Annotated in this window: 22 protein-coding genes; 10 read left to right on the top strand and 12 right to left on the bottom strand. The window is 63.3% G+C overall.

The annotated features are described in order from the left end of the window. Positions 1–83: 83 nt before the first annotated feature. Both PI93_RS20155 and PI93_RS20150 read left to right on the top strand, forming a co-directional pair. Positions 84–959 carry a carbohydrate ABC transporter permease gene (locus PI93_RS20155; protein WP_039366742.1) on the top strand — a complete coding sequence of 292 codons (876 nt, stop codon included), beginning with the start codon at positions 84–86 and terminating at the stop codon, positions 957–959. Beyond that, positions 956–1,840, top strand: coding sequence for a carbohydrate ABC transporter permease (locus PI93_RS20150; RefSeq protein ID WP_236105776.1), 885 nt, complete (start codon positions 956–958; stop codon positions 1,838–1,840). The genes PI93_RS20155 and PI93_RS20150 overlap by 4 nt, the downstream gene beginning before the upstream one ends. 123 nt (positions 1,841–1,963) lie before the next feature. Here the strand turns inward: PI93_RS20150 and PI93_RS20145 are convergent, their stop codons facing one another. The 3 genes from PI93_RS20145 to rarD all read right to left on the bottom strand — a co-directional run bounded on the left by PI93_RS20145 (position 1,964) and on the right by rarD (position 4,014). Further along, a complete protein-coding gene (locus tag PI93_RS20145) occupies positions 1,964–2,425 on the bottom strand; it encodes a universal stress protein (protein WP_039366739.1) in 462 nt (153 codons plus the stop codon). A 263-nt stretch (positions 2,426–2,688) separates the two neighbouring features. Next, positions 2,689–2,943, bottom strand: coding sequence for a hypothetical protein (locus PI93_RS20140; RefSeq protein WP_052240443.1), 255 nt, complete (start codon positions 2,941–2,943; stop codon positions 2,689–2,691). A 150-nt stretch (positions 2,944–3,093) separates the two neighbouring features. Continuing rightward, entirely contained in the window at positions 3,094–4,014 is a 921-nt protein-coding gene (gene rarD, locus PI93_RS20135; RefSeq protein ID WP_039366736.1) for an EamA family transporter RarD, read from the bottom strand. A 220-nt stretch (positions 4,015–4,234) separates the two neighbouring features. On the opposite strand from rarD, the gene hisN reads away from it, so the two are divergent. After that, positions 4,235–5,035, top strand: a complete 801-nt coding sequence (hisN, locus tag PI93_RS20130) for a histidinol-phosphatase (RefSeq protein WP_039366733.1) — start codon at positions 4,235–4,237, stop codon at positions 5,033–5,035. Positions 5,036–5,051: 16 nt separating this feature from the next. On the opposite strand, the gene PI93_RS20125 is transcribed toward hisN, so the two are convergent. Further along, on the bottom strand, positions 5,052–6,383 hold the full coding sequence (locus PI93_RS20125; protein ID WP_039366731.1) for an MATE family efflux transporter: 1,332 nt from the start codon (positions 6,381–6,383) through the stop codon (positions 5,052–5,054). Between the two features lie 282 nt (positions 6,384–6,665). Here PI93_RS20125 and PI93_RS20120 point away from each other — a divergent pair, with 282 nt between their 5' ends. The 5 genes from PI93_RS20120 (at position 6,666) to PI93_RS20100 (ending at position 14,737) form a co-directional block, all read left to right on the top strand. After that, entirely contained in the window at positions 6,666–7,031 is a 366-nt protein-coding gene (locus PI93_RS20120; RefSeq protein ID WP_158453261.1) for a YXWGXW repeat-containing protein, read from the top strand. Positions 7,032–7,752: 721 nt separating this feature from the next. Further along, a complete protein-coding gene (gene aspT / locus PI93_RS20115; protein WP_039366727.1) occupies positions 7,753–9,441 on the top strand; it encodes an aspartate-alanine antiporter in 1,689 nt (562 codons plus the stop codon). A 74-nt stretch (positions 9,442–9,515) separates the two neighbouring features. Then, positions 9,516–11,201, top strand: coding sequence for an aspartate-alanine antiporter (gene aspT / locus PI93_RS20110; RefSeq protein WP_039366724.1), 1,686 nt, complete (start codon positions 9,516–9,518; stop codon positions 11,199–11,201). Positions 11,202–11,336: 135 nt separating this feature from the next. Continuing rightward, positions 11,337–12,950 (top strand): bifunctional aspartate transaminase/aspartate 4-decarboxylase, encoded by a 1,614-nt coding sequence (locus tag PI93_RS20105; protein ID WP_039366721.1) that lies wholly within the window; start codon positions 11,337–11,339, stop codon positions 12,948–12,950. Between the two features lie 575 nt (positions 12,951–13,525). Further along, positions 13,526–14,737: a ShlB/FhaC/HecB family hemolysin secretion/activation protein gene (locus tag PI93_RS20100; protein WP_144400216.1), complete on the top strand. Its 1,212-nt coding sequence runs from the start codon at positions 13,526–13,528 to the stop codon at positions 14,735–14,737. On the opposite strand, the gene PI93_RS20095 is transcribed toward PI93_RS20100, so the two are convergent. Continuing rightward, positions 14,721–15,233: an SLOG cluster 4 domain-containing protein gene (locus PI93_RS20095; protein ID WP_039366811.1), complete on the bottom strand. Its 513-nt coding sequence runs from the start codon at positions 15,231–15,233 to the stop codon at positions 14,721–14,723. The genes PI93_RS20100 and PI93_RS20095 overlap by 17 nt on opposite strands. 405 nt (positions 15,234–15,638) lie before the next feature. Here PI93_RS20095 and PI93_RS20090 point away from each other — a divergent pair, with 405 nt between their 5' ends. Together PI93_RS20090 and PI93_RS20085 are read left to right on the top strand one after the other, a co-directional pair. Then, the gene (locus tag PI93_RS20090; RefSeq protein ID WP_052240441.1) at positions 15,639–16,133 is read left to right on the top strand and encodes a hypothetical protein; all 495 of its coding nucleotides are present in this window, start codon (positions 15,639–15,641) and stop codon (positions 16,131–16,133) included. A gap of 405 nt (positions 16,134–16,538) precedes the next feature. Further along, complete coding sequence (locus PI93_RS20085; protein WP_039366716.1) at positions 16,539–17,387, top strand: EamA family transporter; 849 nt, start codon at positions 16,539–16,541, stop codon at positions 17,385–17,387. Between the two features lie 28 nt (positions 17,388–17,415). Here the strand turns inward: PI93_RS20085 and PI93_RS20080 are convergent, their stop codons facing one another. The 7 genes from PI93_RS20080 to PI93_RS20050 form a co-directional block, all read right to left on the bottom strand. Then, the gene (locus tag PI93_RS20080; protein WP_039366712.1) at positions 17,416–17,649 is read right to left on the bottom strand and encodes a formate dehydrogenase subunit delta; all 234 of its coding nucleotides are present in this window, start codon (positions 17,647–17,649) and stop codon (positions 17,416–17,418) included. A gap of 229 nt (positions 17,650–17,878) precedes the next feature. Further along, positions 17,879–20,743, bottom strand: a complete 2,865-nt coding sequence (gene fdhF, locus PI93_RS20075) for a formate dehydrogenase subunit alpha (RefSeq protein WP_039366709.1) — start codon at positions 20,741–20,743, stop codon at positions 17,879–17,881. Positions 20,744–20,756: 13 nt separating this feature from the next. After that, positions 20,757–22,373, bottom strand: a complete 1,617-nt coding sequence (locus PI93_RS20070; protein ID WP_052240440.1) for a formate dehydrogenase beta subunit — start codon at positions 22,371–22,373, stop codon at positions 20,757–20,759. After that, the gene (locus tag PI93_RS20065; protein WP_039366706.1) at positions 22,370–22,837 is read right to left on the bottom strand and encodes a formate dehydrogenase subunit gamma; all 468 of its coding nucleotides are present in this window, start codon (positions 22,835–22,837) and stop codon (positions 22,370–22,372) included. Before PI93_RS20065 ends, PI93_RS20070 begins: the two co-directional genes overlap by 4 nt. Positions 22,838–23,450: 613 nt before the next feature. Beyond that, entirely contained in the window at positions 23,451–24,164 is a 714-nt protein-coding gene (locus PI93_RS20060; RefSeq protein ID WP_039366703.1) for a GntR family transcriptional regulator, read from the bottom strand. 29 nt (positions 24,165–24,193) lie between these two features. After that, a complete protein-coding gene (locus tag PI93_RS20055) occupies positions 24,194–24,412 on the bottom strand; it encodes a hypothetical protein (RefSeq protein WP_039366701.1) in 219 nt (72 codons plus the stop codon). Between the two features lie 585 nt (positions 24,413–24,997). Further along, positions 24,998–26,011 carry a 2-dehydropantoate 2-reductase gene (locus tag PI93_RS20050; RefSeq protein ID WP_039366699.1) on the bottom strand — a complete coding sequence of 338 codons (1,014 nt, stop codon included), beginning with the start codon at positions 26,009–26,011 and terminating at the stop codon, positions 24,998–25,000. Positions 26,012–26,659 lie beyond the last annotated feature (648 nt).

Here is a 26,659-nt window from a genome sequence, read left to right as displayed (position 1 = left end):
AGCCTCGTTGAAATGCGGGGCCGGTGTAGCGCGGTGACACTGCCGCGTGGGCCGGCCCCGGGTGTTGAATCGATGGACCGTCGATGAACCGTTCCTCTGCTTCGTGGGTGCCCTGGCTGCTGCTGTTACCGGCGCTGGTGCTGCTCATCGCTTTCACTCACTATCCGGCTGTCGCTACGCTGTGGCATAGCTTTTTCTCCACGGCTCGCGCGGGGGCGTCGTCGGTATTCGTCGGCGCAGAGAACTACCAGTTGCTGGTCGATGATCCCGTCTTCTGGCAGGCGCTGCGCAACAACCTGCTGTTCGCGTTGATCACGGTGCCTGCGGCGATTGTGCTCTCGATTGCCATGGCGCTGTGGGTGCACCGGCAGGTGCCGGGGCGCGCGTTGCTGCGCTTGGCATATTTCACGCCGGCCATTCTGCCGATGATCGCGGTGGCGAACATCTGGCTGTTCTTCTATACACCGCAGTACGGTCTGATCGCGCAGATCTCGCAGGCGTTCGGCTGGGGCGATCACAACTGGCTGGGGCAGCCCGGCACGGCGCTGCCCGCATTGATGGTCGTGACGATCTGGAAGGAAGCCGGGTTCTTCATGATTTTCTATCTGGCCGCGCTGCAACAGATTTCGCCCACGCTCGCCGAGGCGGCAGCCCTGGAAGGCGCATCGCGTTGGCAGTTCTTCCGGCGCGTGCAGTGGCCGCTGCTGATGCCCACGACCGTGTTCGTGGTGATCAACGCCGTCATCAACGCGTTCCGCCTCGTCGACCATATCGTCGTGATGACGCGTGGCGGGCCGGACAACGCGACCCAATTGCTGCTGTATTACATCTATCAGGTCGCTTTCAGCTTCTGGGATACGTCTTACGCGGCGGCGCTCACGGTGGTCTTGCTCACATTGCTTGCCATCGTCGCCTTTGTGAAATTCCGTCTGCTCGACTCACGCACGCACTATCAATGACGACCTCTGCCCGCCCGACATCTGACGCCCGCAAGGCCGCGAAGCCGCGTGCCGCGCTGCCGGCGTTTTCCGCGAACGGTCAGGCGAGCCTGACCGATACCGCCGGTGCGTGGCTGCTTGGGCTGTTATGGCTGCTGCCGCTGCTGTACGCCTTCTGGAGCGCGTTCCATCCGTCGGCCTACGCCACACGGTTTTCGCTGAGCGCGCCGCTTACGCTCGAGAATTTCGTGAACGCATGGCAAGCAGCGCCGTTCGGTCGCTACCTGATCAATACGTTCGCCCTGGTGACGGTGATCCTCGCCGCGCAACTGGTACTCGCGACGCTCGCCGCCTATGCCTTCGCCCGCTTCACGTTTCGCGGCAGCGAAGTGGCGTTCATGATCGTATTGCTGCAACTGATGGTCATGCCCGATGTGCTGATCGTCGAGAACTATCGCACCATCGCGTGGATGGGCCTGCGCGACACGATCTTCGGCATTGCGCTGCCGTACTTCGCGTCTGCGTTCGGCATCTTTTTGTTGCGTCAGGCCTTCAAGACGGTGCCGCGTGAGCTGGACGACGCCGCGCGGGTGGAGGGCGCCAACGCATGGCAGGTGCTTTGGCGCGTGTATGTGCCGCTCGCCCGTCCGGTGTATGTCGCCTACGCGCTGGTGTCGATCAGCCACCACTGGAACAACTTCCTGTGGCCGCTTATCGTCACGAACTCCGTCGAGGCGCGTCCGCTGACGGTGGGGTTGCAGGTGTTTGCATCGACCGATCAGGGCATCGACTGGTCGATGATCACGGCGGCAACGCTGATGACAGCGGCGCCGTTATTCATCGCCTTTTTGCTCTTTCAGCGCCAGTTCGTGCAGTCGTTCATGCGGGCGGGCATTCGCTGAGCGGGAAGGGACGTGATTCCGCCGCCCAAAAAGCAAAACGGCACACGCTGGCGTGTGCCGTTTCGTCGAATGCCCGACGCCTGTCGGATCGGGCGGGCGACTTGCGCTGCCGCGACGCTCGGTTTACTTGTCGGCCGCCTTGACCAGCAGTACCGGCAGCGTCGTGATGCGCAGCAGCGTTTCGGCAACGCTGCCCAGCAGCAGGCGGTTGATCCCGCGGCGGCCATGCGTGCCGAGTACGATCACGTCGGCATTCCATTCCTGCGCTTCACGCAGTACGGCGTCGGCGATCTCGTCGGTGCCGGCGTCGAGCGTGATCATCTTCGTTTCGGCGTCGACACCGCGCTTCTTCAGCTCGGCCTGTGCCGTGGCGAGAATCTCGTCCGTTTCCTTCTCGAACGACTCCTGGCTTTCGAGCGGCACGAAGCCGCTGTAGGCGCCGGCGGCGTAGGCGTTGGCAAGCGAGGGAACGACCGACACCAGGCGGATCTTGCCCTGGCTCAGGGCCACGAGTTTGACGGCCTCGTCGATGGCGCGGTTCGAGGGGGTGCTGCCGTCGATCGAGACCAGAATGCGTTCGTACATGATGGTGTCCTCTTGGGGCTGAAAATGCGTTAGGCCTGCATGATGTTGCGAGCTTGCTGCGAGGGCATCGCTAACGCAATGCGCGGCAGTTCCTCGGTATGCTTTCCATTCTCGCACTGCGGGTATCGAAAGTCATCCCGCGCAATGACGGCGAATTGACGCTACGCAATATCGCATCGTAATGCCAACCGCCGACGCGTGCACGCCGAGGTGCAGTGCGTCGAGGTCTCGGATGCGTTTTTGATGCCGGAACGCGGACAGGCTCAGTTCGGCCGGCAGGCGATCACGAGGTTGGCGACGTTGCCGCTCACATCGCGTGTGAGCACGTCGTAGCCCTTTTGCTGGCATTGGGTGCGGGCACGCTGGTCACAGTCGCCGGCGCTGTTGGCCGAACACTGGATCTGCTGCGTGGGACGTCCGTCCGAGGTGAATAGCGGGGCAGACGAGCCGCAGGCAGACAGCGTGACGGTGAGAAGCCCCGAGGAAAGCAGAATGGCGATCTTGGCGAGATTTTTCATGATGGTCGTCTTACAAGCTCTCGCGAGTATAACGCGGCGTCATGGCAGCGAGCGCGTGCCCGTCCAAGGTTGGGATACGCCACAAGCGGACCCCTGGGGGCGCCTTTGGCGGCCTCGTCCGAGCCCCGTTTTCAGCCCCGTGATCGCTCGTTAGCGTGTCGCTTCTTCGCGCGCGGCGGCACTCGCCAGACGCTGACGGCGCAGCGTGCGCAGGCTGTCGAACACGATCAGGGCGACGCCGCACCAGATCGGCCCGTAGGTCCACAGGCCACGCGCCGTGAACGGTTCGGCGAGCAGGAAGATCGACACGGCGAAGAGCAGCACCGGCTCGACGTAGCCGAGAATGCCGTAGAGCCCGATGGGCAATACACGCGCGGCGCCGAGTGTGCTCGCCAGCGCGCTGGCGCTCAGCAGCCCTAGCGCAGGCAGCCAGAACCAGTAACGCGGCTCGCCGAGCACCATGGCGTTTTGCGGCCACGCCTGCCAGAGCAGCACGGCAGCCACCGGTGCCATGGCGAGCAGTTCCATGATGAAGCCGCTGAGCGCGTCCAGGCGCAACCGGCGGCGCAGCATGAAGTAGGGGGGATAGCCGAACATGATGAGGGCCGTGACCCATGACAGCGCGCGCGTTGCCCAGAGTTCATGCGCGACGCCGAGGATGGCGGCGATCACGGCGATCGTCTGCAATGCGTTGAGCCGCTCCTTGTAGACCGTGCGGCCGGCCAGCACCATGGTAAGCGGCAGCAGGAAGTAGCCGAGCGACACATCGAGCAGGCGCTGTTGCAGTGGCGCCCAGACGAACAACCAGAGCTGCACACTCAATAGTGCGGAGCACAGCAATACGGCGCCCAGCAACGCCGGCCGGTGCAGCACGTGCGACAGGGTGCGGCCGAGCACGTTCCAGCGCCGCAGCACCGTCACGATGACGAGGGTGCCGGGCAGCGTGAGCAGAATACGCCAGGCGAACACGTCCAGCCCGGACAGGGGAGCCAACTGCGAGACGAGCGCGGGCATGACGGCGAACATCACCGACGCCGAGACTGAGAGCATCACGCCGCGACCGGAAAGCATGGGTGTCCTGTGAAATAAGGGCCGGGGGAGGGGCGAAGCCCGGATCAGGCCGCGAGCATAGCAAATTTGCACCAGATCGGGGCTTTCTTGTGAGGCCGAGCGCTGCGGGGCGGCGAAGCGCAAGAGGCCCGCGAACGGCCCGCGAACGCGTATGATCGCCATTCGTCACCGTATTCCATTTCTTGCCGCCAAGCGCGGTACTTTTGCAGGAGATTCGTGCATGTCGTCCGTACCCGCAGTTGCTGAATACGCGGCTTTCGCAGCGTCGTTGGCCGATGCCGTCAGGCCACTGTCGCTGGGCTGGTTCCGCCGGCGTCTGGCTGTTGACGACAAGGCAGACGAGAGCCCGGTCACCATTGCCGATCGCGAGGTCGAGACCGCCCTGCGCGAGCGGATCGCGGCGCGCTATCCGTCGCACGGCATCTGGGGCGAGGAGTTCGGCAAGCGCGGCGTGGACGCGGAGTTCGTCTGGTCGGTCGATCCCATCGACGGCACGCGCAGCTTCATCACGGGACACCCGTTGTGGGGCACCTTGCTGGCGCTGTTGCAGAACGGCAAGCCGGTCGTCGGGCTGATCGACATTCCGGCCACGGGGGAGCGTTGGATCGGGGTGAACGATGCGGCGAGCGGCGTGCAAGAAGCCCGCTTCGGCGGCGAGCTGTGCCACACCAGTCCGGTCACGGCGCTGGCCGACGCCACGGTCTATGCAACGTCGCCCGATATCTTCGATGCCGCGGAGTACGCGCAATTCGAGCGCTTGACGAAGGCGGTGAGCCGTCGCCGCTTCGGTGGCGATTGCTACGCTTATGGCTTGCTGGCCAGTGGCCACATCGAACTTGTCATGGAGGCCGGATTGCAGACCTACGACTATCTGGCCGTGGCGCCGGTGGTCGAAGCGGCGGGCGGCGTCATTACCGATTGGGAAGGCAAGCCGCTTACGCTGACTTCACAGGGGCGCGTGTTGGCGGCCGCCAACGCCGAACTGCACGCCGCTGCGCTGGCGTGCATTCGCGCGGACTGACGCCGCACGGCGACGATTACGCGAGCTGGCGAGGAAGCCCTCGCCAGATGCGCGGCAGCAAGACCCCCAACACAATGCCGCGCGTGGCAAGAAACGCCAGCAGCGCGAGCCACAAGCCATGGTTGCCCCATGCGGCGAGCGTGAGCGGCATCACGGCGCCAAACACCAGCAGACCGATCAGCGAGGATGAGAGGAGTTCGCGCGTGCGCGTCGCACCGATGAACACGCCGTCGAGCTGAAAGCACCACACCGCGACAATCGGCGAGAGCACCGCCCACGGCAGGAATTCGCGGGCGGCCTCGCGCAGCGCCGGTTGATCGGTCAGCGTGTCGATGATGGCGCCGCCCGCCAGCGCGTAGACGAGGGCGAACGCGACGGCGCAGCCCAGCGCCCATCCCAGCGATAGCCGGATCGCATGCAGCAATGCCTGCCGCTGACGGGCGCCGACATAGGCGCCCACCAGCGCTTCGGCCGCATGGGCGAAGCCGTCGAGTCCGTAAGCCATGAAGGTCTGGAAGTTCAGCAGCAGGGCGTTGGCGGCCAGCGTGGTATCGCCGAGCCGCGCACCGACGCGGGCGAACCATGCAAACGCGAGTTGCAGGAACAGCGTGCGCAGGAAGATATCGAGATTGAGCCGCAGCAGGCGCCAAAGCGCCGCTCGCTCGACGAGCGTGGCCAGTCGCAGCGGTGGCAGGCCCGGCGTGCGGGCGAGATTGAGCAACCACGCGCCGAGCGCAAAGCCGAGCGTGTCCGCCAGTGCGGTCGCCGAGGCAATGCCTGCCACGCCCCAACCGAAGCCGCGCACGAAGACGAGCACCGCCACAATGTTCACGACGTTGATGAATACCTGCACGGCCAGCCCTTGCCGCACGCGCTGACACGCCAGCAGATAGCCGAGCACAACATAATTGCCCAGCGCCAGCGGTGCTGCGAGGATACGGATGCTCGCGTATTCGCGCCCCAGCGCCTGCACTTGTTCGCTTCCCCCCAGCCAGGACACGCCGACCGACACCAGCGGATGGCGAAAGGCCAGCAATACGGCGCCAATGACAAATGCCAGCGTCAGGGCACGGGCGAGCGTATCGCGCAGACGCGCTGCGTCGTTTGCGCCGAACGCCTGTGCTGCGAGCCCCGTGGTGCCCATGCGAAGGAACGAGAACCCCCAGAAGATCAGGTTCAGCAACAGCCCACCAAGCGCAACGCCGCCTAGATAGGCAGGCCCCGGCAAATGACCTGCCACGGCCGTATCGACGGCCGAGAGCAGAGGCTGGGTGAGGTTGGCGAGCACGATAGGCACCGCCAGACGAAGAAGTTGCCGGTGACCGGCGGCCGCAGGGGCAGGGTTCATGGGTGAGCTGTGCGGCAGCCGTTCATGGCGGCACCGTCGATCCGCGCGGGGCGGTGGGTTATGAGTGCGCCGATTATAAGGGGTGAACGCGGGGGTGAACGCAGCGATGGAGGCTGGGCTGCGAAGCGGGCAGGGAGGCGCGGCTCGGCGGCGGCATCGAGCCAGGCGCGACGCTGTGCCGGGAGGCCTTGGCAAAACACGAACGGTACAATGCCTGACGTCTTCGTTGTCACGGAAAGTTCACCAATGCCATCCGCGTCGCTCTCTATCGTTGCGTTTCACATGACTTCTCCGATCGTCTTGCCCTCACGCCTGGCCCGTCGTCGTTACGCGCTTGCCGTGGCTCTCTGTCTCGCGAGTCTGCCGGTCTTCGCCGACGTGACGTTGCAACGTGGACCACCGCCCCCGCGCTTCGAAGACCCGCACGCGGCGCCGAAGGGCGAGTTCTGGGTGCCGGGCTACTGGCAATGGAAAGACGGTCGCTACGATTGGGTCGACGGACACATGGAACCCAAACGCCCGGGCATGCGCTATACCCCGCCGCACTGGGAGGAAACCGGCGATCACGAATGGACCTTACGTGACGGCGCATGGGAGTCGTCAGGCTGGGGACCGGGCACGATTCACGAGATTCGCGCGCCCAAGTGACCGGTGTCCTGTGCTGCGTCATCGCGTCGCAGTGCTTGAAAATTTTTCATCCGCACCTTCGATGTATTGCGATGGCCGCCATGGCGAAAATTGGCGCTGCGCCATGGCAGTGCGCCGTCTCGCCCGCGCCGCAACTGCGCTTGTCGTATTAGTCAGCAATCCAATGTATTCATTAAAAAGCAGACTTGACGAGCACAAGGCGGAGCCATTACGCGAAACATATTGACACGTCCAGAACGTTGAACAACACTATGCCGACATCGCGTCACCACGAAGCGCGAAACAGTCGCAGATTGCGTAATTTAAATTACTTGTGCAGCGAAATTGCGTGAAATTCGCGCGCCTCGCACAAGTCTTTCCTACGTGTCGCTTGCGGCTGATGGTGTAGCGCCCGAGGTTTTCCGGGGGAGGAGACAGGGCGTAATCGATTATCGGGTTGTCTCAACGTTCCGGGATCCGCTATGTACACCAAACGCATTGTCTCAAGCGCCTCCCCCAGGGCAGCGCGCTTTGCTCGGTTTCTGTCCGTTTCCACGAAAACGCCCGGCGGTCTCACGCACGGGTACATCACGTAAGACCGCACACACGGTCTGCTGTCTCTTCGATCTTCGGGGCAATCGCCACGACGGTCTGCCGTTTTCTGAAGTCTCAAATGCCGGACAAGCGCCGCGAATGTGCGGCTCAGCTCGTCACCGCAGCGTGACATGTGGCAGGAGCGCGTATGCAGTGTTCAGTACCGTTGTTCGATGCCGTGCCGTTGATCACCGTGTTCGTCTGCGTCGTTCTGGGCCAACTGCTCGGACGCATCAGGCTCGGCCCGATCCAGCTCGGTGGCGTGTGCGGCGCGCTGCTCGTGGCGTTGCTCGTCGGCCAGACGGGTTGCATGGTCGAAGGCTCGCTCAAGGACTTCGCCTTCGCGCTTTTCATCTTCGCCATGGGCTTTTCCGCCGGGCCGCAGTTTGTCGAGAACCTGAACCTGCGCGGCCTGCGCTTTGGTGTGCTGTCCATTATCGAAGTCGTGTTTGTGTTCGGCATCGTGATGATCGCCGTGAAGCTGCTCGGCCTGGACCCGGGGACGGCCGGCGGTCTGGCGGCGGGTGCTGCCACGGAATCCGCGATGGTCGGCACGGCCATCGAAGCCCTGAACCGGCTCGGCCTCGCGCCCGAGACCTTCAAGGCGCTGCAAGCCAACGTCGTGACCGCTTATACGCTCACGTATGTATTCGGCCTCATCACCATCGTGCTGTTCACCAACCTGCTGGCACCGCGCCTGCTGGGCATCGACCTCAAGCAGGACAGCGCGCGTCTCGCCCGCGAAATGGAAGACGAGAATGGCGACGAAGCGGGCGCACCCGCCGCCCCCGATCTGGTTGGGCGCAGCTATCGCGTCGCGCATTCGGGACTCACCGTTGTCGCGCTCGAGGCGGCGCTCGAAGGGCGTGTGGCGGTCGAGCGAGTGCGTCGCGCGTCGGCGTCGGTCGCCGTCTCGCAGAGCCTTGCACTCGAGCCGAACGACGAACTGCTGCTGGTCGGCCGGCGCGACGCCATGCTCGAAGCGCATGCTCTCGTGGGCCCGGAAGTCGCGGGCACCGAAACGAACGAGATCGTGCTGGTGGAGCGCGATTTCGTCATGACCAACAAGGAAGCGGAAGGCCGCACGGTGACCGACCTTCGCCGTGAAGCGCCGGTCGACGTGCGCCACGGTGTGTTCGTCAAATCGGTCAAGCGTATGGGCATGCAGTTGCCGTCGCTGGGCAAGATCGCGTTGCAGCGTGGCGACGTGATCACGTTGCAGGGCTTGCAGAGCGATGTGGATCGCGCGGGCGCCGTGCTCGGCAAGCCGGTGCCGTATGGCAACAAGACGAGTCTTGTCTTTGTCGGTCTGGCGCTGATCATCGGTCTGTGCATCGGTCATTTGTCCGTGCGCATCGGCGGTGTGCCGATGACGCTGGGCTCCGGGGGCGGCGCACTGCTCACGGGGCTGGCGAGTGGCTGGCTGCTTTCGCGTCGTCCCACGTGGGGCACGTTTCCGCCGGCGGCCTATGAGTTGCTGAAGGATCTTGGGCTGGCGGTGTTCGTGGTGTGCGTCGGCCTGTCGGCAGGACCGCAAGCGGCTGTGTTGCTGCGTGAGCACGGTCTGGCGCTGCCGGTAGTGGGCATCTGTGTGTCTCTCATTCCGGCGCTGGTGTCGCTGTGGGTCGGCCACAAGTTGCTGCGCATCGATGGGCCGATCCTGATCGGCGCCATCGCCGGTCAGCAGGCGAGTACGCCTGCGATCAGCGCCGTGGTGCAAACGGCAGACAGCGCACTGCCGGTCGTGGGGTACACGGTGACCTACGCCCTGTCGAACGTGTTGCTGCCGCTCATGGGGCCGGCGGTTGTTTTCGTCGCCCATCAGTTTTCGCGTTAGGGCGTGCCGGTGCAGTCGGGGCACCGCCCTGACCGCGCCAGTCGCCGCTCCCATTTCTTGACGGAGGTTCTGCCGTGGAACTTGTGCATAGCATTCTCAACCATGTCCCGGAGGTCGCGATTTTTCTATCGCTCGCCCTCGGGTACGCAATCGGGGCGATCAAGTTCGGGTCGTTCCAGTTAGGCGGGGTAGGTGGTTCACTGCTGGTGGCCGTCGTCGTCTCCCAAATCGGTATCTCGGTCGACGCAGGGGTGAAGAGCATCATGTTTGCGCTCTTCATCTACGCCGTCGGCTACGAGAGCGGTCCGCAGTTCTTCAGCTCGCTCTCACGCAAGACGCTGCGCGAAATCGGCATGGCGTTGTTCCTCGCGGCCTCGGGGTTGGTCACGGTGCTGATCTGCGCGAAGATATTCGGCTTCGACAAGGGGCTGGCAGCCGGTGTCGCGGGCGGCGGCCTCACGCAGTCGGCCATCATCGGCACGGCCGGCGATGCGATTTCGCGTCTGGGGCTGCCCGCCGACGAGGTCAAGCGTCTGCAATCGGAAGTCGCCATCGGCTACGCGGTCACGTACATCTTCGGTAGCCTCGGCGCGATCATTGTGTGCGCATCGCTCGTGCCGAAGCTCATGGGCCGCTCGCTCAAGGACGACGCGAAGAAGGCTGAACTCGAGATGGCCGGTGGTCAGGCCGTGCTCTCCGCCGATCAGGTCGATTCGCTGCCGCCGCTGGTTGGCCGCGTTTATCGCGTCACGACCGGGGCGGGCAAGCGGGTGATCGAGGTTGAGAAGCAGTTGACCGACGGCGTGACCATCGAGCGCCTGCGGCGTAACGGAAAGATCATCATTGCCACCGACGACCTGGTGCTAGAGGCGGGCGACGACGTCATGCTCATCGGACGCCGTGAGGCGGCGACCGAGGCCTGGCGTCTGCTGGGCGACGAACAGCGCCCGTCGCGCGATCTCGATATTCCGCTGCGGATGCAGGAAGTCGTATTCGCGCGCAAGGGCGGCAACGGCAAGACGCTCGGCGAGTTGAAGTCCGGTGTGGAGCGCGACGTCAAGCACGGCGTGTACATCGCGAAGATCACCCGGATGGGCCAGCCCGTGCCGGTGCTCGACGACACCATCGTCTATCACGGCGACGTGGTCACGCTGTATGGCGCCGACAGCGACGTGCAGCGCGCTGCGAAGGAGGCCGGCTATCCGCTGGCCTATTCGGTGAAGACCGACTATGTGTACATGGGCATCGGTATCGTGTTCGGCCTGCTGATCGGCTACATCGTGGTCAAGGTCGGGGGCATTCCGCTCACGCTGGGAAGTGGTGGCGGTGCGCTGCTCGCCGGTCTGGTCTTCGGCTGGCTGCGCGGCAAGCATCCGACCTTCGGCGCGATGCCGCTCGCCGCAAGTTCGTTGCTCAAGGAACTGGGGCTTGCGACCTTCGTGACCTGTGTTGGCTTGTCGGCAGGCGCACAGGCGTGGCAGACCCTGCAGCAAAGCGGCGTTTCGATCTTCATCGCCGGGGTGATCGTCACGATCGTGCCGTTGCTGCTGACGTACCTGTTCGGGCGCTACGTGCTTCGCTACGACAACGTGGCCATTCTGGCCGGCGCGCTCTCGGGCTCGCGCAGTGCCAACCCGGCGTTTGGTGAGATTCTCGACAAGGCCGAGAGCAATATTCCGACGGTGCCGTTCGCCATTACCTATGCCATCGCCAACGTGCTGCTCACGCTGCTCGGACCGTTGGTGGTGTCGCTGACCTGATAGGCGGCATGGCGTTGCCGTCTCGCGACGCCACGCCGCGCAACGTGTTTGATTCATTCGCCCGATCGTCCGTCGATGCCCCCCGCAAGACGGAATCGCAATGGGATGTCACTGGTTGTTCATGGAGAAATTGCTATGAAATCGAAGGAACTCGACGCACTCGCCAAACTCAGCCCGTTCGAATTCAAGGACACGCTGATCGAACTCGCTCAGGACAATGGCGCACAGCGCTCGATGCTCAACGCCGGGCGCGGCAATCCGAACTTCCTCGCGCTCGAGCCGCGCCACGGCTTCTTCCAGTTGGGTCTGTTCGCCCTCTCGGAAGCCGCGCGCCAGTTCACGTATATGCCGGAAGGCGTCGGCGGCATTCCGCCGGGCAAGGGCGTGGAAGCCCGTTGGCAGGATTTCGCGCGCGAGCATCAGCACGAGCCGGGGGTGAAATTCCTCGAGAAGGCGATCTCGTATATTCGCGACCAGATGGGTCTGGTCGTCGAGGACTTCCTCACGGAAATGGTGCACGGCATTCTGGGCTGTAACTACCCGGTGCCGGATCGCATGCTGCGTAACACCGAAAAAATCTCCGCGAAGTATCTGCGACGCGAGATGGTGGGCCGTCACCCGTTCGTGGGCAACTTCGACCTGTTCGCGGTCGAAGGCGGCACGGCAGCCATGACCTACCTGTTCAACACGCTCAAGACCAACCATCTGCTGCAAGCCGGCGACACTATCGCGCTAGGCATGCCGATCTTCACGCCGTATATCGAAATTCCGGAACTGGCCGATTACCAGCTTCACGAAGTGAACCTGAACGCCGATCCGAATCTGGGCTGGCAGTACTCGAAGAAGGAACTCGACAAGCTGCTCGATCCGAAGATCAAGGCGTTCTTCCTCGTGAACCCGAGCAATCCGCCCTCGGTCAAGCTCGACGATGCGTCGCTCGATCACCTGGCCGAGATCGTCAAGAAGCGCCCGGATCTGATCATCCTGACCGACGACGTCTACGGCACGTTTGCCGATGACTTCCGCTCGCTGTTTGCGATCGCCCCGTACAACACCATCCTCGTGTATTCATACTCGAAGTACTTCGGGGCGACGGGCTGGCGTCTGGGGGCCATCGCCACGCACGAGAAGAACCTGTTCGACGACAAGATCGCCAAGCTGCCCAAGGCGCAGCGCGAAGGGCTCAACGCGCGCTATTCGTCGATCACGACGGAACCGGAGAAGCTCAAGTTCATCGACCGTCTCGTGGCCGATAGCCGTGCCGTGGCGCTGAACCACACGGCGGGTCTGTCCACGCCTCAGCAGGTGCAGATGGCGCTCTTCTCGCTGTTCTGCCTGATGGACGAGCCGGACGCCTACAAGCACGCCGTGAAGCGCATCATCCACCGCCGCAAGCGCGCGATGTATCGGGCGGCGGGTATCGAGGAGGAGACCGGGCCGACGGCCGTCGACTACTACAACATCCTCGATCTCGAAGTGCTGGGAACGAAGATCTACGGCAAGGGCTTCGTGGACTGGTTCATGAAGAACATCGATCCGTCGGAGGTGCTGTTCCGTCTGGCCAAGGAAAGCGGCGTGGTGCTGCTGCCGGGCCGCGGCTTCGGCACGTTGCACCCGTCGGGGCGCGTGTCGCTCGCCAACCTCAACGAGCCGGATTATATCCAGATCGGCGTGACGGTGCGCAAGCTGATGGACGAGTACAACGAGCGTTTCCTCGCTGGCGGCAGCAAGGGCGGCAAGAAGAAGTAAGCCGCGCGGAGCGTCGCCCGTTGAATCCGGTGCCGGATCTGATCGTCCGGCACCCGCTGGCCCCCCCTCGGTCGCCCCTCCATGGCGATCGACCATTGCCCGGAATGCGTTTTCCGGGCTTTTTTTATGATGTGAAATCGAAGCGGGGCGTCTGTCTTGTGAATGGGCGCAAAGTGCGTCGACGGCTCGGCAATTTCCGGCGCCCGTGTGTCGTTTGCGTGACCCAATAAAAATGCCCGCACGAGGCGGGCAAAAATCACTACAGGGGAAGTCACGCGATATGAGTGGCGATGTTGGGAAAGAGTTCCCGACATTTTGTGACTGGCAGCGCGTCATTCGATCGACGTAAAATAACCCCTTGTCGCTAAAACACCTCCTCATGTCGGACACGGCGCACGGCGCCGTTGGGCGGCATCAGCGTGGGGTGGGATTTCAGGTGTCGAATGTCGTCGGTAAAGCCGGCCGTGCGGAGTCGCCTCCTGCTGGCCGCGTGCCTGAGCGCCGGAGTTCCGGTGCTTGCGCACGCACAATTGTTTTCGGACCCCAATCCGCCATGTTTCACTGAGCAGAACGCCGTGTCCTACGGATTGTGGGATCGCGGACTTGCGCCTCAGTATTTCGTGCCGCCTCCGCCGCCACCCCCTGTCGTGCAGGACCCGGGGGCTGCGTCGGACCCGATCGCCTTGTTTGCGGGCGCCGATCCGAACGCGGTTGCCGCTGCCGTCGATCGTGAGGCCGCTGAGCGGGCGGCGGCGGGCGCCGTCGCCACGCCGCAGACCGGCTCGGCGGCGCTGGTGCCGAACGCCTCGAACGCCGATCCATCGCAGATGACGCCGGGTGCCGAGGGCGCCGCGAGCGCAGCGCTAGCAGACGTCACGCCTGCCTCGCCGCCGTCGCCTCCCTTGCCTGCCGCCGATTTTGCGGTCGCGCCGGAATTGAGTGCCGATGGCACGGCGATCGTCGCTGTGGATCTGGACGGCGCAGCCTCTGCCGCCTCGGCGGCAAGCGATCCCCCGCCGGCCCCTGAGGTCGCGCCGCCCAACGCTTTCCTCGCGCGCGCTTCGTGCCTGCGGGGGATGCCGCGTCACGAGAGTCTGGCGAACCGGAACCTGCGCATGCTGATGAGCCGGGGACTGGTGATGCGCGAAGAGCAGTTACCGCTCCAAGCCACGCGCAGTCGTACCCCCGGTGAGGGCGCGGTGGGTTTTCAGGTGTTCAACGAGCAGCCGTATCAGTTCAACGTCGGCATGAACAACAGCGGCATGACGACCACGGGCAAGATGCAGGGCACGGCGAACCTGTTGATGAACAACCCGCTGGGCATGTACGGCAAGTTCAATACGACACTGAGTCAGGACTTGCAGAACGCGCGTCGTGATGCAACGAACCGCGATGTCACGGCCAACTACTCGTTGCCGATCGACGCGGACTGGACCGTGGGGATCACCGGCAAGACCAACGCGGCCACGGACCAGATCGCCGCCGGCACCACGCAGACACAGACATTGCAGTGGCGTGTGCGCCGTGCGTTCGACTTCACCGCCAATGGTTCGACAGGGCTGGAACTTCGCTACAACCGCAGTCGCACCGAAGACCCGAACGCCATCCACACGTATGACAGTTACGCCGAAGTGGGACTGAGCCACACCCACTATATGGGCACGTCGAAGCTCGATCTGTCGGTGATGCAGCGGTTGAACGCGCCTTGGATGCCTGCGTCGAGCGGACCGCCGGGCTGGTCGTATCGCTTCCAGTCGATCGACGCGAAACTCACCGTGCCGTTCTGACGAAGTCCATCACGGTATCGAGCGATACCGTTCGCACGAGCGAAGCGGGCATGTCCGCGAAGTGCTCACGTTCCCCGAACAGAATGACGGGCTTGCCGTAATGCACGGCGAGCCCGACTTCGTCGCGTGTGCCGTGATTGCCGGGTAACGCAACGATGACGTCGCTCGACAGCACATTGATGTGATTGCGCGAGAGCGTACCGGCGGGCGCGTCGGGCAGATGGCGCGGTAACGGGCTCACGATGGGCACTTCCACGAACGGATTCGGGTAGCCGGGCAGGGGGCGGAACGTCAGACCTTCGTCTCCGGCAGTCACGGCCTCGGTCGGCACGATACCGATACAGCGTCCTGCGCGCTCGGGTACGGCGCAGAACGCTTCACTCACGCTGGACATCACGCCCTGTCCGCCACCGGTGAGCAGATGGTAGCCGGCGAGCGCGAGTGCGCGTCCGAGGGGCGCAGCGAGTTCGGTCCACGGCTGTTTGCCGGAACCCATGACGCCAATGGTTTTGGAACGCAGGGCGGAGGTCATATCGGTAGGCGGGCCAGAGCGCTGCCGATGATAAACGAAATGGCGTCGACGTATCGGATACCGCGGGAAGGAAATGAAAGGCGGGCGCAACGCGGGCGTGCCGGTGCGGTAGCTCGGCAGCATGAAGGAAGCGTGAAGGAAGCGTGAAGGAAGCAGGCAAAAGAAAACGGGCAAAAAAAACCCGCCGAATGGGCGGGTGAGGAAGCAGGCCTCCCACGGGGAAGTGAAAGCCTGATCTCGCGAGGTGTTTGCGAGACCCGTGTAGTATCGTGATCCAGACGTCTGTTGGCTATGGGCCAAGTCCTAAAGTCCATGTCAGACACTTTCCATTTCCGTTTCTTAACCTTTCTGACGTTCACGGGGCGATAGATGACCGAACCGACCGACATCACACCAGCCTCCGCTGCCCAGATCGCCGCCATGCAGGCGTTGCGCGCGGCGCTGCTCGCCCAGCACAAGGTGCTGATTGCGAACGATCGTCAGCAATACGAAGCAGTCTTCGGACCTGTGCCGACCGGACGCTTCGTGCAGTTGCTGACGGAAGATGCCTGGTTTCGTTGGCTGGATCCGCTCTCGCGGCTGATCGTCGCCCTCGACGAATGGCTCGAGCAGACGCCGCCACTGGGCGACGCGGGCATTGCGCTCGCCGACGAAGCCGCCAAGCTTTTCCGCAACACTGACGCTGAGTTCGGCGAACGCTACCGGCTGGCCTTGCAGCAGGCGCCCGAGGCAGTGCTCGGCCAGAGTCAGGTGGTGGCGGCGCTGCGCAGCGTGCCGCAGTCGCCGCCCGATACCAACGGCAAGACCGATGCATCGATCCGGCAGGACCCCGATGCGTCGGCAAACCAGGGGAATGGCGCTTGAGCAGGGAGGGGGCAGACCGTCAAGCCGAATATTTGTTCCGTTGCTGATCGTTTTTTGGGCAAGGATCTTGACAGCCCCTGTTCATGGGGCATTCGGGAAGGCGATGGCAGGTTATCCAGTGGGTTATCCACAAAGGGTGTGGACAACTTTCGAGGTGGTTATGCCTCACCCGCCGGCTGGCTGTCCTTCGCTACCCGAAGCAATGGCTCGCTCGTTTCGTTGGCGATAGCCGACAGCCGATAGCCGGCGATAGCGGCGGATGGTGAAATCGTCTGGCCCTGTGGGAATCCGAAGCGCTGGCTCTATGTCGACACTCCCCGCGCTGCGACAATACGCCCTTTGCCCCTTACCGGAAGCGTGCCGTGTTAGCCGTCTTCCGACACCTTCCCGCCGCGTTCGATCGCCATGACTACCACGCCCATCGTGCTGCTGGTGCTGCTCTCAGCCCTGATGCACGCCACCTGGAACGCGTTTCTCCACGCGAGTCCCGATCGTCTCTGGCAGGTTGGCATGATGGCCGTGCCGCAATTGCTCACGGCGGTGGTCGGTGTGCTGTGGCTGCCGCTGCCGCCCGTGCAGGTCTGGCCGCTCATCCTGCTCTCTGCCTGCGCGCAGGTGGCTTATACGGCGGCGCTCATTCGTGCGTATCGCGTGGGCGAGTTCGGGCAAATCTATCCCATTGCGCGCGGCATTTCCCCGCTGCTGATCTCCGGGGCGGCCTTGCTGCTTGCCGGGGAGTTGCCTCGCTGGATGGCCGTGGCAGGGATCGCCTGCATCTGCCTCGGCATTCTGACGCTGGCATTGCGCGGGCGCCGCCTGTCGGGCGATAGCGTGCCTGCGGCATTGCTCACCGGGGTGTTCATCGCGGCTTACACGATTGTCGACGGCTTCGGCGTGCGCCTGTCGACGGGCAACGGTTTCGGCTATATCGCATGGGCCTACCTGTTCGCCAGCGTGCCGCTCGTGGGCGCAGTGTGGACATGGCGTGGCGGATGGCGCGGCATGTTTCTCGCGCCGCGCCGCCGCGTGACGGAGGCGTTGGGCGCGGGCATCGTGGCGCAGTGCGCCTACGGCATGGTGGTCTTTGCGCTGCAATACCTGCCGATGGGTGTCGTGTCGGCGCTGCGCGAGTCGAGCGCCATCTTCGCGGTGTTGCTGGGTTGGCTGTTCCTGCGCGAGAAGCTCAACGCCCGCCGCCTCGTGGCATGCAGCCTCGTGGTCGGCGGCGCGGTACTCATCAAGCTGGGCGCGTAGCAGTCTGCGCTACCGAGCGTCACACGGCTTAGCCGCGTGGCCAGAGTTCGGCGCGGTGCGTCGTGATCGCCGCCACCACGATCTCGCGCATGCCGTGCCCGTCGGTGGCTTCGAGGTGTTCGAGAATCGTCATGCGCATGCGCGGGGCCCAGAAGCGTCGCAGGTGGCCTGCAATGTTCTCGAGCGCTTCGCCGCGATCGGGCATCGTCTCGAAGAAGTCCCCGATCTGATTGGCCATCTTGACCAGGTTGTCGGTGTCCATGATCTGTTCTGTCCCCTGAAATCGTTCTCTGTCGGTGTGATGCCGTGTGACTGGCTGCGTTGCGTGGCCAATCTCGCGTCCGCCGCACCGTCTTCTGGCAATAGACGGTGAAGCCCGCCGGAGTGCTCCGGCGCCGGACGCGGATTGTCCGTTACCGCGCGCACCTCGCCGAGATTGCCGACTGCGCAGATCTGCGTCGACGCGGCGCGCGTTTGCTTCCTTTGACGACTCAGCTCGTGCTGGCTTCCGCCTGGCCGTGGGCGTGTCCGAGGAACGCCTCCTGCTGACGGTTGAAGTCCGAGTACTGACGCTGCCATGCCGACGGCTGAGCCACCGGCGTGACCTGCACTGCCGTCACCTTGTACTCGGGGCAGTTCGTCGCCCAGTCCGAGTTGTCGGTGGTGATCACGTTCGCGCCCGACTCCGGGAAGTGGAACGTCGTGTACACCACGCCCGGCTGCATGCGGTCGCTGATGATCGCGCGCAACACGGTCTCGCCGGCACGGCTCTGAATGCCGACCCAGTCGCCGTCCTTGATGCCACGTTCCTCGGCATCGTGCGGATGGAGTTCGAGGCGGTCTTCGCTGTGCCAGTGGTTGTTGTCGGTGCGACGTGTCTGCGCGCCAACGTTGTATTGCGACAGAATCCGCCCGGTCGTGAGAATGAGCGGGAAGCGGCGCGTGACTTTCTCGTCCGTCGGCACGTACTGCGTGATGAGGAACTTGCCCTTGCCGCGCACGAACTCGTCGATGTGCATGACGGGCGTGCCTTCCGGTGCGTCTTCGTTGCACGGCCATTGCACGCTACCCATCCGGTCGAGCTTCTCGTAGCTCACGCCCTTGAACGTCGGCGTGAGGCGAGCGATCTCGTCCATGATTTCCGACGGATGCGAGTAATTCATCTCGTAGCCGAGACGCTTGGCCAGTTGAATCGTCACTTCCCAATCGGCGTAGCCGGCGCGCGGCGGCATGACCTGACGCACACGCGAGATGCGACGCTCGGCGTTGGTGAACGTGCCGTCCTTTTCCAGGAACGACGAGCCCGGCAACAACACGTGCGCGTACTTCGCCGTTTCGTTCAGGAAGATGTCCTGCACGACGATGCATTCCATCTGTTCCAGCGCGTGGGTCACGTGCTGCGTGTTCGGGTCGGACTGGACAATGTCTTCGCCCTGGCAGTACAGCCCCATGAAGGTGCCGGCGAGCGCGGCATCGAACATGTTCGGGATACGCAGCCCCGGCTCGGATTGCAGCTCGACACCCCATTCGGCTTCGAACAGCGCGCGCGCCGTCGAGTCCGACACGTGCCGGTAGCCCGGCAGTTCGTGCGGGAATGCCCCCATGTCGCACGAGCCCTGCACGTTGTTCTGACCGCGCAGCGGGTTCACCCCCACGCCTTCGCGGCCGATGTTGCCGGTCACCATGGCGAGGTTGGCAATGCCGATCACCGTCGTGGAGCCTTGCGCATGCTCCGTCACACCCAGACCGTAGTAGATCGCCGCGTTGCCGCCCGTGGCGTACAGTCGTGCGGCGTCGCGCACGAGATGCGCGGGCACGCCGGTATGCGCTTCGGTGGCTTCGGGCGAGTTCTCGGCACGCGCGATGAACTCGCGCCATTGCTGGAACGCACGGTCTTCGCAACGCTCGGCGATGAACGCGTCGGCCATCAGGCCTTCCGTCACGATGACGTGCGCGATGGCGTTGACCATGGCGACGTTCGTACCCGGACGCAGTTGCAGATGGAATTCGGCCTTGATGTGCGGGCTCTTGACCAGATCGATGCGGCGCGGGTCGATCACGATCAGCTTGGCGCCTTCGCGCAGACGCTTCTTCATGCGCGAGCCGAACACCGGGTGGCCGTCAGTCGGATTCGCCCCCATCACGAGGATCACGTCCGACTGCTCGACCGACTTGAACGTCTGCGTGCCGGCCGATTCACCGAGCGTTGCCTTCAGACCGTAGCCGGTCGGCGAGTGGCACACACGGGCGCAGGTGTCGACGTTGTTGTTGCCGAACGCGGCGCGCACGAGCTTCTGCACCAGGTAGTCTTCTTCGTTCGTGCAACGCGACGACACCAGGCCGCCGATCGAGTCGCGTCCGTACTTGGCCTGAATGCGCTTGAACTCCGACGCGGCGTAATCGAGCGCTTCGTCCCACGACACTTCCTGCCACGGATCGGTGATCTTCTTGCGAATCTTCGGGGTCAGGATACGGTCTTTGTGCGTGGCGTAACCCCAGGCAAAGCGGCCCTTCACGCAGGCGTGGCCTTCGTTGGCCTGACCGTCCTTGTGCGGCACCATGCGCACGACTTCGTTACCCTTCATCTCCGCCTTGAACGAGCAACCCACGCCGCAATACGCGCACGTGGTGATCTTGGCGTGCTCGGCCTGACCGAGATGGATGACCGACTTTTCCTGGAGCGTCGCGGTCGGGCAAGCGGCCACGCAGGCGCCGCACGACACGCATTCCGAGTCCATGAACGGCTGGTCCTGACCTGGCGAGACGCGGGCTTCGAAGCCGCGTCCCGAGATCGTCAGCGCGAACGTGCCCTGCGTTTCCTCACAGGCGCGCACGCAGCGGTTGCACACGATGCACTTCGAGGCGTCGTAGGTGAAGTAGGGGTTCGACTCGTCTTTCTGGGTGTCGAAGTGATTGGCGCCGTCGAAGCCGTAACGCACTTCGCGCAGGCCCGTCACACCGGCCATGTCCTGCAGTTCGCAGTCGCCGTTTGCGGCGCACGTCAGGCAGTCGAGCGGGTGGTCGGAGATGTACAGCTCCATCACGCCCTTGCGCAGTTCCTGGAGCTTCGGCGATTGCGTGCGCACCTTCATGCCCGGCTCGACGGGGGTTGTGCAAGACGCCGGGAAGCCGCGACGGCCTTCGATCTCGACGAGGCACAGACGGCACGAGCCGAACGGCTCGAGCGAATCGGTGGCGCACAACTTGGGCACATTCACGCCACTCTCGGACGCCGCGCGCATGATCGACGTGCCTGCGGGCACCGTGACCTGTTCGCCGTCGATCTCCAGCGTGACTTCCTTCGTCGATTCGCGGCGCGGGGTGCCGTAATCCTTTTCAAACATCGGGTCCATCATGGTGGGCACTCTCCTAGGCGGCCTTGGTCGGCAGATTCGACGGTTCGGCCGCGCCGAAGTCTTCGGGGAAATGGTTCAGCGCAGACAGCACGGGGTAGGGCGTCATGCCGCCCATGGCGCACAGCGAGCCTGCGAGCATCGTGTCGCACAGGTCGCGCAGCAGCTTGATCTGCTTCGGACGGTCGCGTCCGTCGATGATCCGGTCCATCACTTCGACGCCACGCGTCGAGCCGATACGGCATGGCGTGCACTTGCCGCACGATTCGATGGTGCAGAACTCCATCGCGTAACGCGCGAGCTTGGCCAGGTCGACAGTGTCGTCGTGCGCCACGATGCCACCGTGACCCAGCACGGCCCAGAGCGCAGCGAACGCTTCATAGTCGAGCGGCGTATCCCATTGCGATTCGGGCAGATACGAGCCGAGCGGGCCACCGACCTGCACGGCACGCAGCGGGCGGCCGGTGATGGCGCCACCGCCGTAGTCGTACAGGATCTCGCGCAACGTCACACCGAATGCCTTCTCGATCAGGCCGCCGTATTTGATGTTGCCGGCAAGCTGAATGGGCAACGTGCCGCGCGAGCGTCCCATGCCGAAGTTCTTGTAGAACTCCGCACCGCGATCCATGATGATCGGCACCGAGGCCAGCGAAATCACGTTGTTGATGACCGTCGGCAGGCCGAAGAGACCTTCGATGGCGGGCAACGGCGGCTTGGCGCGCACGACACCGCGCTTGCCTTCGAGGCTCTCGAGCAGTGCGGTTTCTTCGCCGCAGACATAGGCGCCTGCCGCTTTTCGCACTTCGAGATGGAACGTGTGCCCCGAGCCCAGAATGTTCTCGCCGAGATAGCCCGCCTTGTTGGCGTTGACGATGGCTTCGTTGAGGACGTCGATGGAATGCGGGTATTCGCTGCGCACGTAGATATAACCGCGCGTGGCGCCCACTGCGATACCGGCAATCGTCATGCCCTCGACGAGCACGAGCGGATCGCCTTCCATCAGCATGCGGTCGGCGAACGTGCCCGAGTCGCCTTCGTCGGCGTTGCAGACGATGTATTTCTGCGCCGCCGGCGTGTTGAGCACCGTCTTCCATTTGATGCCGGTCGGGAACGCCGCACCGCCGCGTCCGCGCAAGCCGGACTCGGTGACTTGCGCGACGATGGCGGCGCCATCCAGCGCGAGGGCGTTGCGCAGGCCGCGATAGCCGTCGTGCGCCACGTAATCGTCGACCGACACGGGGTCGGTGACGCCCACGCGGGCGAACGTCAGCCGTTCCTGCTTCTTGAAATACGGGATCTCTTCCGTGAGTCCGAGCGCGAGCGGGTGATCGCCGCCGGCGGTGACGTTGGCATCGAAGAGGCTGGCCACGTCGTCGACCTCGACCGGGCCATAGGCAACGCGTCCTGCCGGTGTCACGACTTCGAGCAGGGGCTCGAGCCAGAGCATGCCGCGCGTACCGTTGCGCACGAGTTCGATCTCGATGCCGCGCTGAGCCGCTTGCGCGGCGATGGCGTCGGCGACGTCATCGGCGCCGAGCGCGAGGGCGGCGGAGTCGCGCGGCAGATAGAGGCGCACCTTGCCGGTCTTGCCAACCGTTGCAGGCGTCTTGGCGGAAGTGGAGGACTGGCTCATGCGGCATCCTTGGCGCGGGCGACCAGACGGTCGAATTTCTCGGGGGTGACGCGCGCGTGCAGCTTGTCGTCGATCGTGATGGCGGGCGACGTCGCACACTGTCCGAGGCAATACACCGGCTCGAGGGCGACATCGCCGCCGTGGCTATGCATGGCGCAGCCCAGCACACGTTCCGCATGCGCGACGAGCGCATCGGCGCCCATGCTCTGACACGCCTCGGCGCGACAGATCTGCACGACGTGACGCGGCGGCGGACTGGTGCGGAAGTGGTGATAGAACGTGATCACGCCATGCACTTCGGCGCGAGAGAGATTGAGGGCGTTGGCGATGACAGGCACGGCATCCGGGGGTACGTAGCCGAAAGCTTCCTGAACGTCATGGAGGATCGGCAGAAGAGGGCCTTCCTGAGCCGCATGAGCATCCAGAATCGCTTGCACCGTCGCGATGGAAAAAGCCTCGCGCATGGCTGTTGTCTCCTGTTTGGCGCACTGTGGGGAACGGTGCGCCTGAGGGTATGGGTTATCTGTTTTTGTCCTGCCCCGGGGCGAGAGGCCCAATGGTCACATCCGGCGACGCTGCTCGGGTCTAGCGATCAGCGCGGCGCCGGAAGAGCATGCGGCACATAGCCCCCACCATATGCCGCACGGGTTCGGCCTCTCGCCCGTTGCTTACTTCCGTTAACTTTGGTCAACGCTTCGGTCCTGCGAGCCCTTCGACTCGAAAACCGCTCGCCACCCATCGATTCACCCAACGTGTGGCGGTGCCCCGTCACACGTTTTGGATCGCTCGGCAGGCCGCTGCCGCCCGTGTGGCGAAGCATCAGTATGTGAAACACGATATATGATATACGGTATACGTGCAATAGATTGAAGCCCGGTTTGGCAGGCTCGTTTACCCGAAGTCGAGGGGGAGGAAGGTCGGCGGACGTTGACCGGCGCGTGGACGGCGCCGGGCCGTGCGCGGGAGGCGGGGCTACCGGGATAAAGAAAAAGCCAGCGACATTCGCATGCCACTGGCTCTTCGACTGGCGTCGTCCGTTGCCGGACGACGCTGCTGGCTAACGCTAAGGTGACTCGATTACTCGAGGAAGTCGCAGTGCTCTTCCACGAAGGCAGCCAGGCCCAACGTGTGATCGCGCGCGAGTTTCTCGGCGAGTTCCGTGTCACGCTTTTCGAGCGCGGTGATGATCTTCAGGTGATCGACGATCGAGCGTGCGGCCCGGTCATTCTGAGCGATCGTCACCTTGCGGATGGCGCGCACATGAATGAACAGGTTCTTGATCGTGTTGGCGATGGCTTGCGAGCCGCCGAGATTGATCAGCGCCTGATGGAAGTCGATGTTCGCGTCCGAATACTCTTCGATATGATCCGTCGGCGGTGCATTGACGAATTCGTCGAACAAATGACGCAGCTTTGCGATTTCTTCGTCGCTCGCGTGCAACGTGGCCAATCGCGCGGACATCCCTTCGAGGGCGGCCCACATCTGAATCATTTCAACGATTTCACGCTTGGTCTTGCGGATGATGAAAATGCCCCGGCGCGGCACCGTTCGCAGAAAGCCTTCCTGTTCCAGCAGGGTCATGGCTTCGCGAATCGGCGTGCGCGAAACGCCAAGCACCTGGATGAGCTGACGCTCATCCAGGCGAATTTCTTCCTTCTGGTTATAGATATCGGCATCGGCGATGGCTTTTTTCAGCAGCGCATACGCCTGATTGCGAAAACTCGTCGTGGTGTCGATCGGCTCCAGCACGAGTGGAGTCACGCGCGCCGGAGTTGGGGTGATCAGGGACATGCAATAGTCTCCTAGGTATTACGGCCCCTTCAGAGGCGCAATGCTTGTTGCCCCACGATGGTTGCCGGCTTGGTCACGAGTTTACCCGATTCGTTTGCCCGCGTGGTTTCCGCGACATAAGCGAAACGGCCATTCGTTTCGGCCTTTTCGAGCATCGAGGCCGGCAGGGCGACGAAGAGGTGAACCATCGCAACACCGGCAGCAAGTGCGGAAGCAAGGGCAAGCAGAGTAAGCGCAGCGACTAACATGGTGACACTCCTGATAAATGTTTAACGGTCGTAATGTGGGGGAGAACTTGCTTTGCATTGTATGTCGCGCCGCAACAAGTCTCAAGATATACCACATACCGAATATCAAAATTTATCGTTTTTCGGGACGTTCCTTACGTCACCTTGCGTGTCGGCTGCCTGAATTTGTCTCTTTTTCCGATAGTGTTCATGGGATTGATGATGGCAGTGCACCTCCTCAGATGTCCGTCGGGCTTACATTAGTGCGGATTTCGGGACGCGGGTGGCGCGTCCGGTTTTCGAGGGAAGCGGTCAGGCTCCCGGGGTGAGGCTAATGAGGGTTATTGCGTTGCCGCGAAACCACATCCGGTATTGCTTGCATCGGCCGGACAAACCGGCGGTCTTCGGCAAAAAATCGGCCGCGACCGGGAGACCGGCGGCGGCACGTTTGAGCGCTTGCGGGGCAGGGTGGCGGCGCGATCCGTTTCACTGACCGTGCCGTCCATTTTTCTGCTCTCTATATAGATAGCGTCGAATCATCCGGCGGGACACCGTTGCGCGCCCCGCACGCCGCCATCTCAAATCAACGAACCAATGGCGTAAGACTCAGGCGGCTTTGGCCAGTCGTGCCTGCGCAGCGGCAACGGCGTCGGGTTGCGTCATGAATTCGCGTTGCTGAATGAGTGCCAGCACGACATCGAGGGTCGGCGTCGGCACGCCGGCGAGACGCCCCATCTCCTGGACGACAGAGACGAGCGGATCGATTTCCATGGCGCGGCCGCGCTCAAGGTCCTGAAGCATCGACGTCTTGTGCGCGCCGACCGCCCCGGCACCGTTGATGCGGCGTTCGACGTCGACACGGAAGTGCACGCCGAACTTGTCGCCGATGGCTTTGGCTTCGAGCATCATGGCGCGGGCGATGGCTCGCGTGCCCGGGTCGCTCGCAATAATGTCGAGCGTGCCGTGGGTGAGCGCGGAGATCGGGTTGAAGCAGAGGTTGCCCCACAGCTTGAGCCAGATTTCGTCGCGGATGTTCTCGCGGATCGGGGCGTCGAGTCCGCCGGCGATCATCAACTGCGAGAGTTTCTCCACGCGTTCGGTGCGCTCGCCGCTGGCTTCGCCCAGCGGAAACTTGTTGCCGTAGACGTGCTGGATCACGCCCGGCGCGACCACTTCGGTTGCCGGATAGACCACACAGCCGATGGCGCGCTCCGGCCCGAGTTGACGCCACTGACGGCCACCGGGGTCGATGCTTTCCAGCGTCGAGCCCTCGAGCGCGCCGCCATGCTTGTAGAAGTACCAGTAGGGGATGCCGTTCACGGCAGTGACGACGGCCGTGTTCGGCCCGATCAATGGCTGCATCGCGTCGAGTACCGCAGGGACCGAGTGCGCCTTCAGGGCGATGATCACGTAATCCTGCGGACCGAGTTCGCGCGGATCGTCCGTGCAACGCAACTGGGCGACGCGTTCCTCGCCGTCAATCAGCAGCTTGAGTCCGTGTTCGCGCATGGCCGCCAGATGCGGGCCTCGCGCCACCAGGCTGACATCGGCTCCGGCGCGCGCGAGTTGCACACCGAGATAGCCACCGATGGCACCAGCGCCATAGATGCAAATCTTCATGAAGTCTCTCCCTCCAAAGGTCAATCGAAACCTGGGGCCTGGTACTGGCCATTTATTTTTCTAATACCAAATGTTGTATATCGTATATCACAAGGCGAGGAGCGCCAAGCATTCTCCGGGCGATTGCCGTCATGGTTTCCCCGCAGGTGCTCCGGAAAATTGTGGCGCCGATGTGTGAGCGCGACCGGCATGAAGAGCGCCTCGAAAAACGCTTTCGGCTTCCGATGAGTGAATTATTACGGTGTGTTACAGCGAGGGCGGGCCGCCAGGCACATGGACATTTTGTGAGAAAAATTCACAAAAATATCGCCTTGTGCTGGTTTTAAAAAATAGCAAGGAGCCCGATATAAAAGGGCTGAGCGCCTTATCTGGCAGGCTTCGCGGATCAGGTTAACTCCTTAGTGTTTTCGCATTGCGTTGTTGCGCCGCTCCGTCCTACAGTGGCGTTACTGTATCTAGCCGCCACTTAGGACAGTGCCTCGCGTGCCGTAGTTGTTTTCGCTGCAATGGACGAAAACGACTTCGGCACGCGAGGGGGAAAGCGAGGACAGCGATAAATTAGTGTTGACTTATATCTGATATATCGTATATTTCGTTCGGTATATTTACGGGAAAGGCAATGGATTCCCGTGAGCATCAGACACAAGT

Source organism: Pandoraea fibrosis (genome assembly GCF_000807775.2).
GTDB lineage: Bacteria > Pseudomonadota > Gammaproteobacteria > Burkholderiales > Burkholderiaceae > Pandoraea > Pandoraea fibrosis.
The sequence above is the reverse complement of the archived record's forward strand: the minus strand, read 5'-3'. Positions and strand labels throughout refer to the sequence as shown.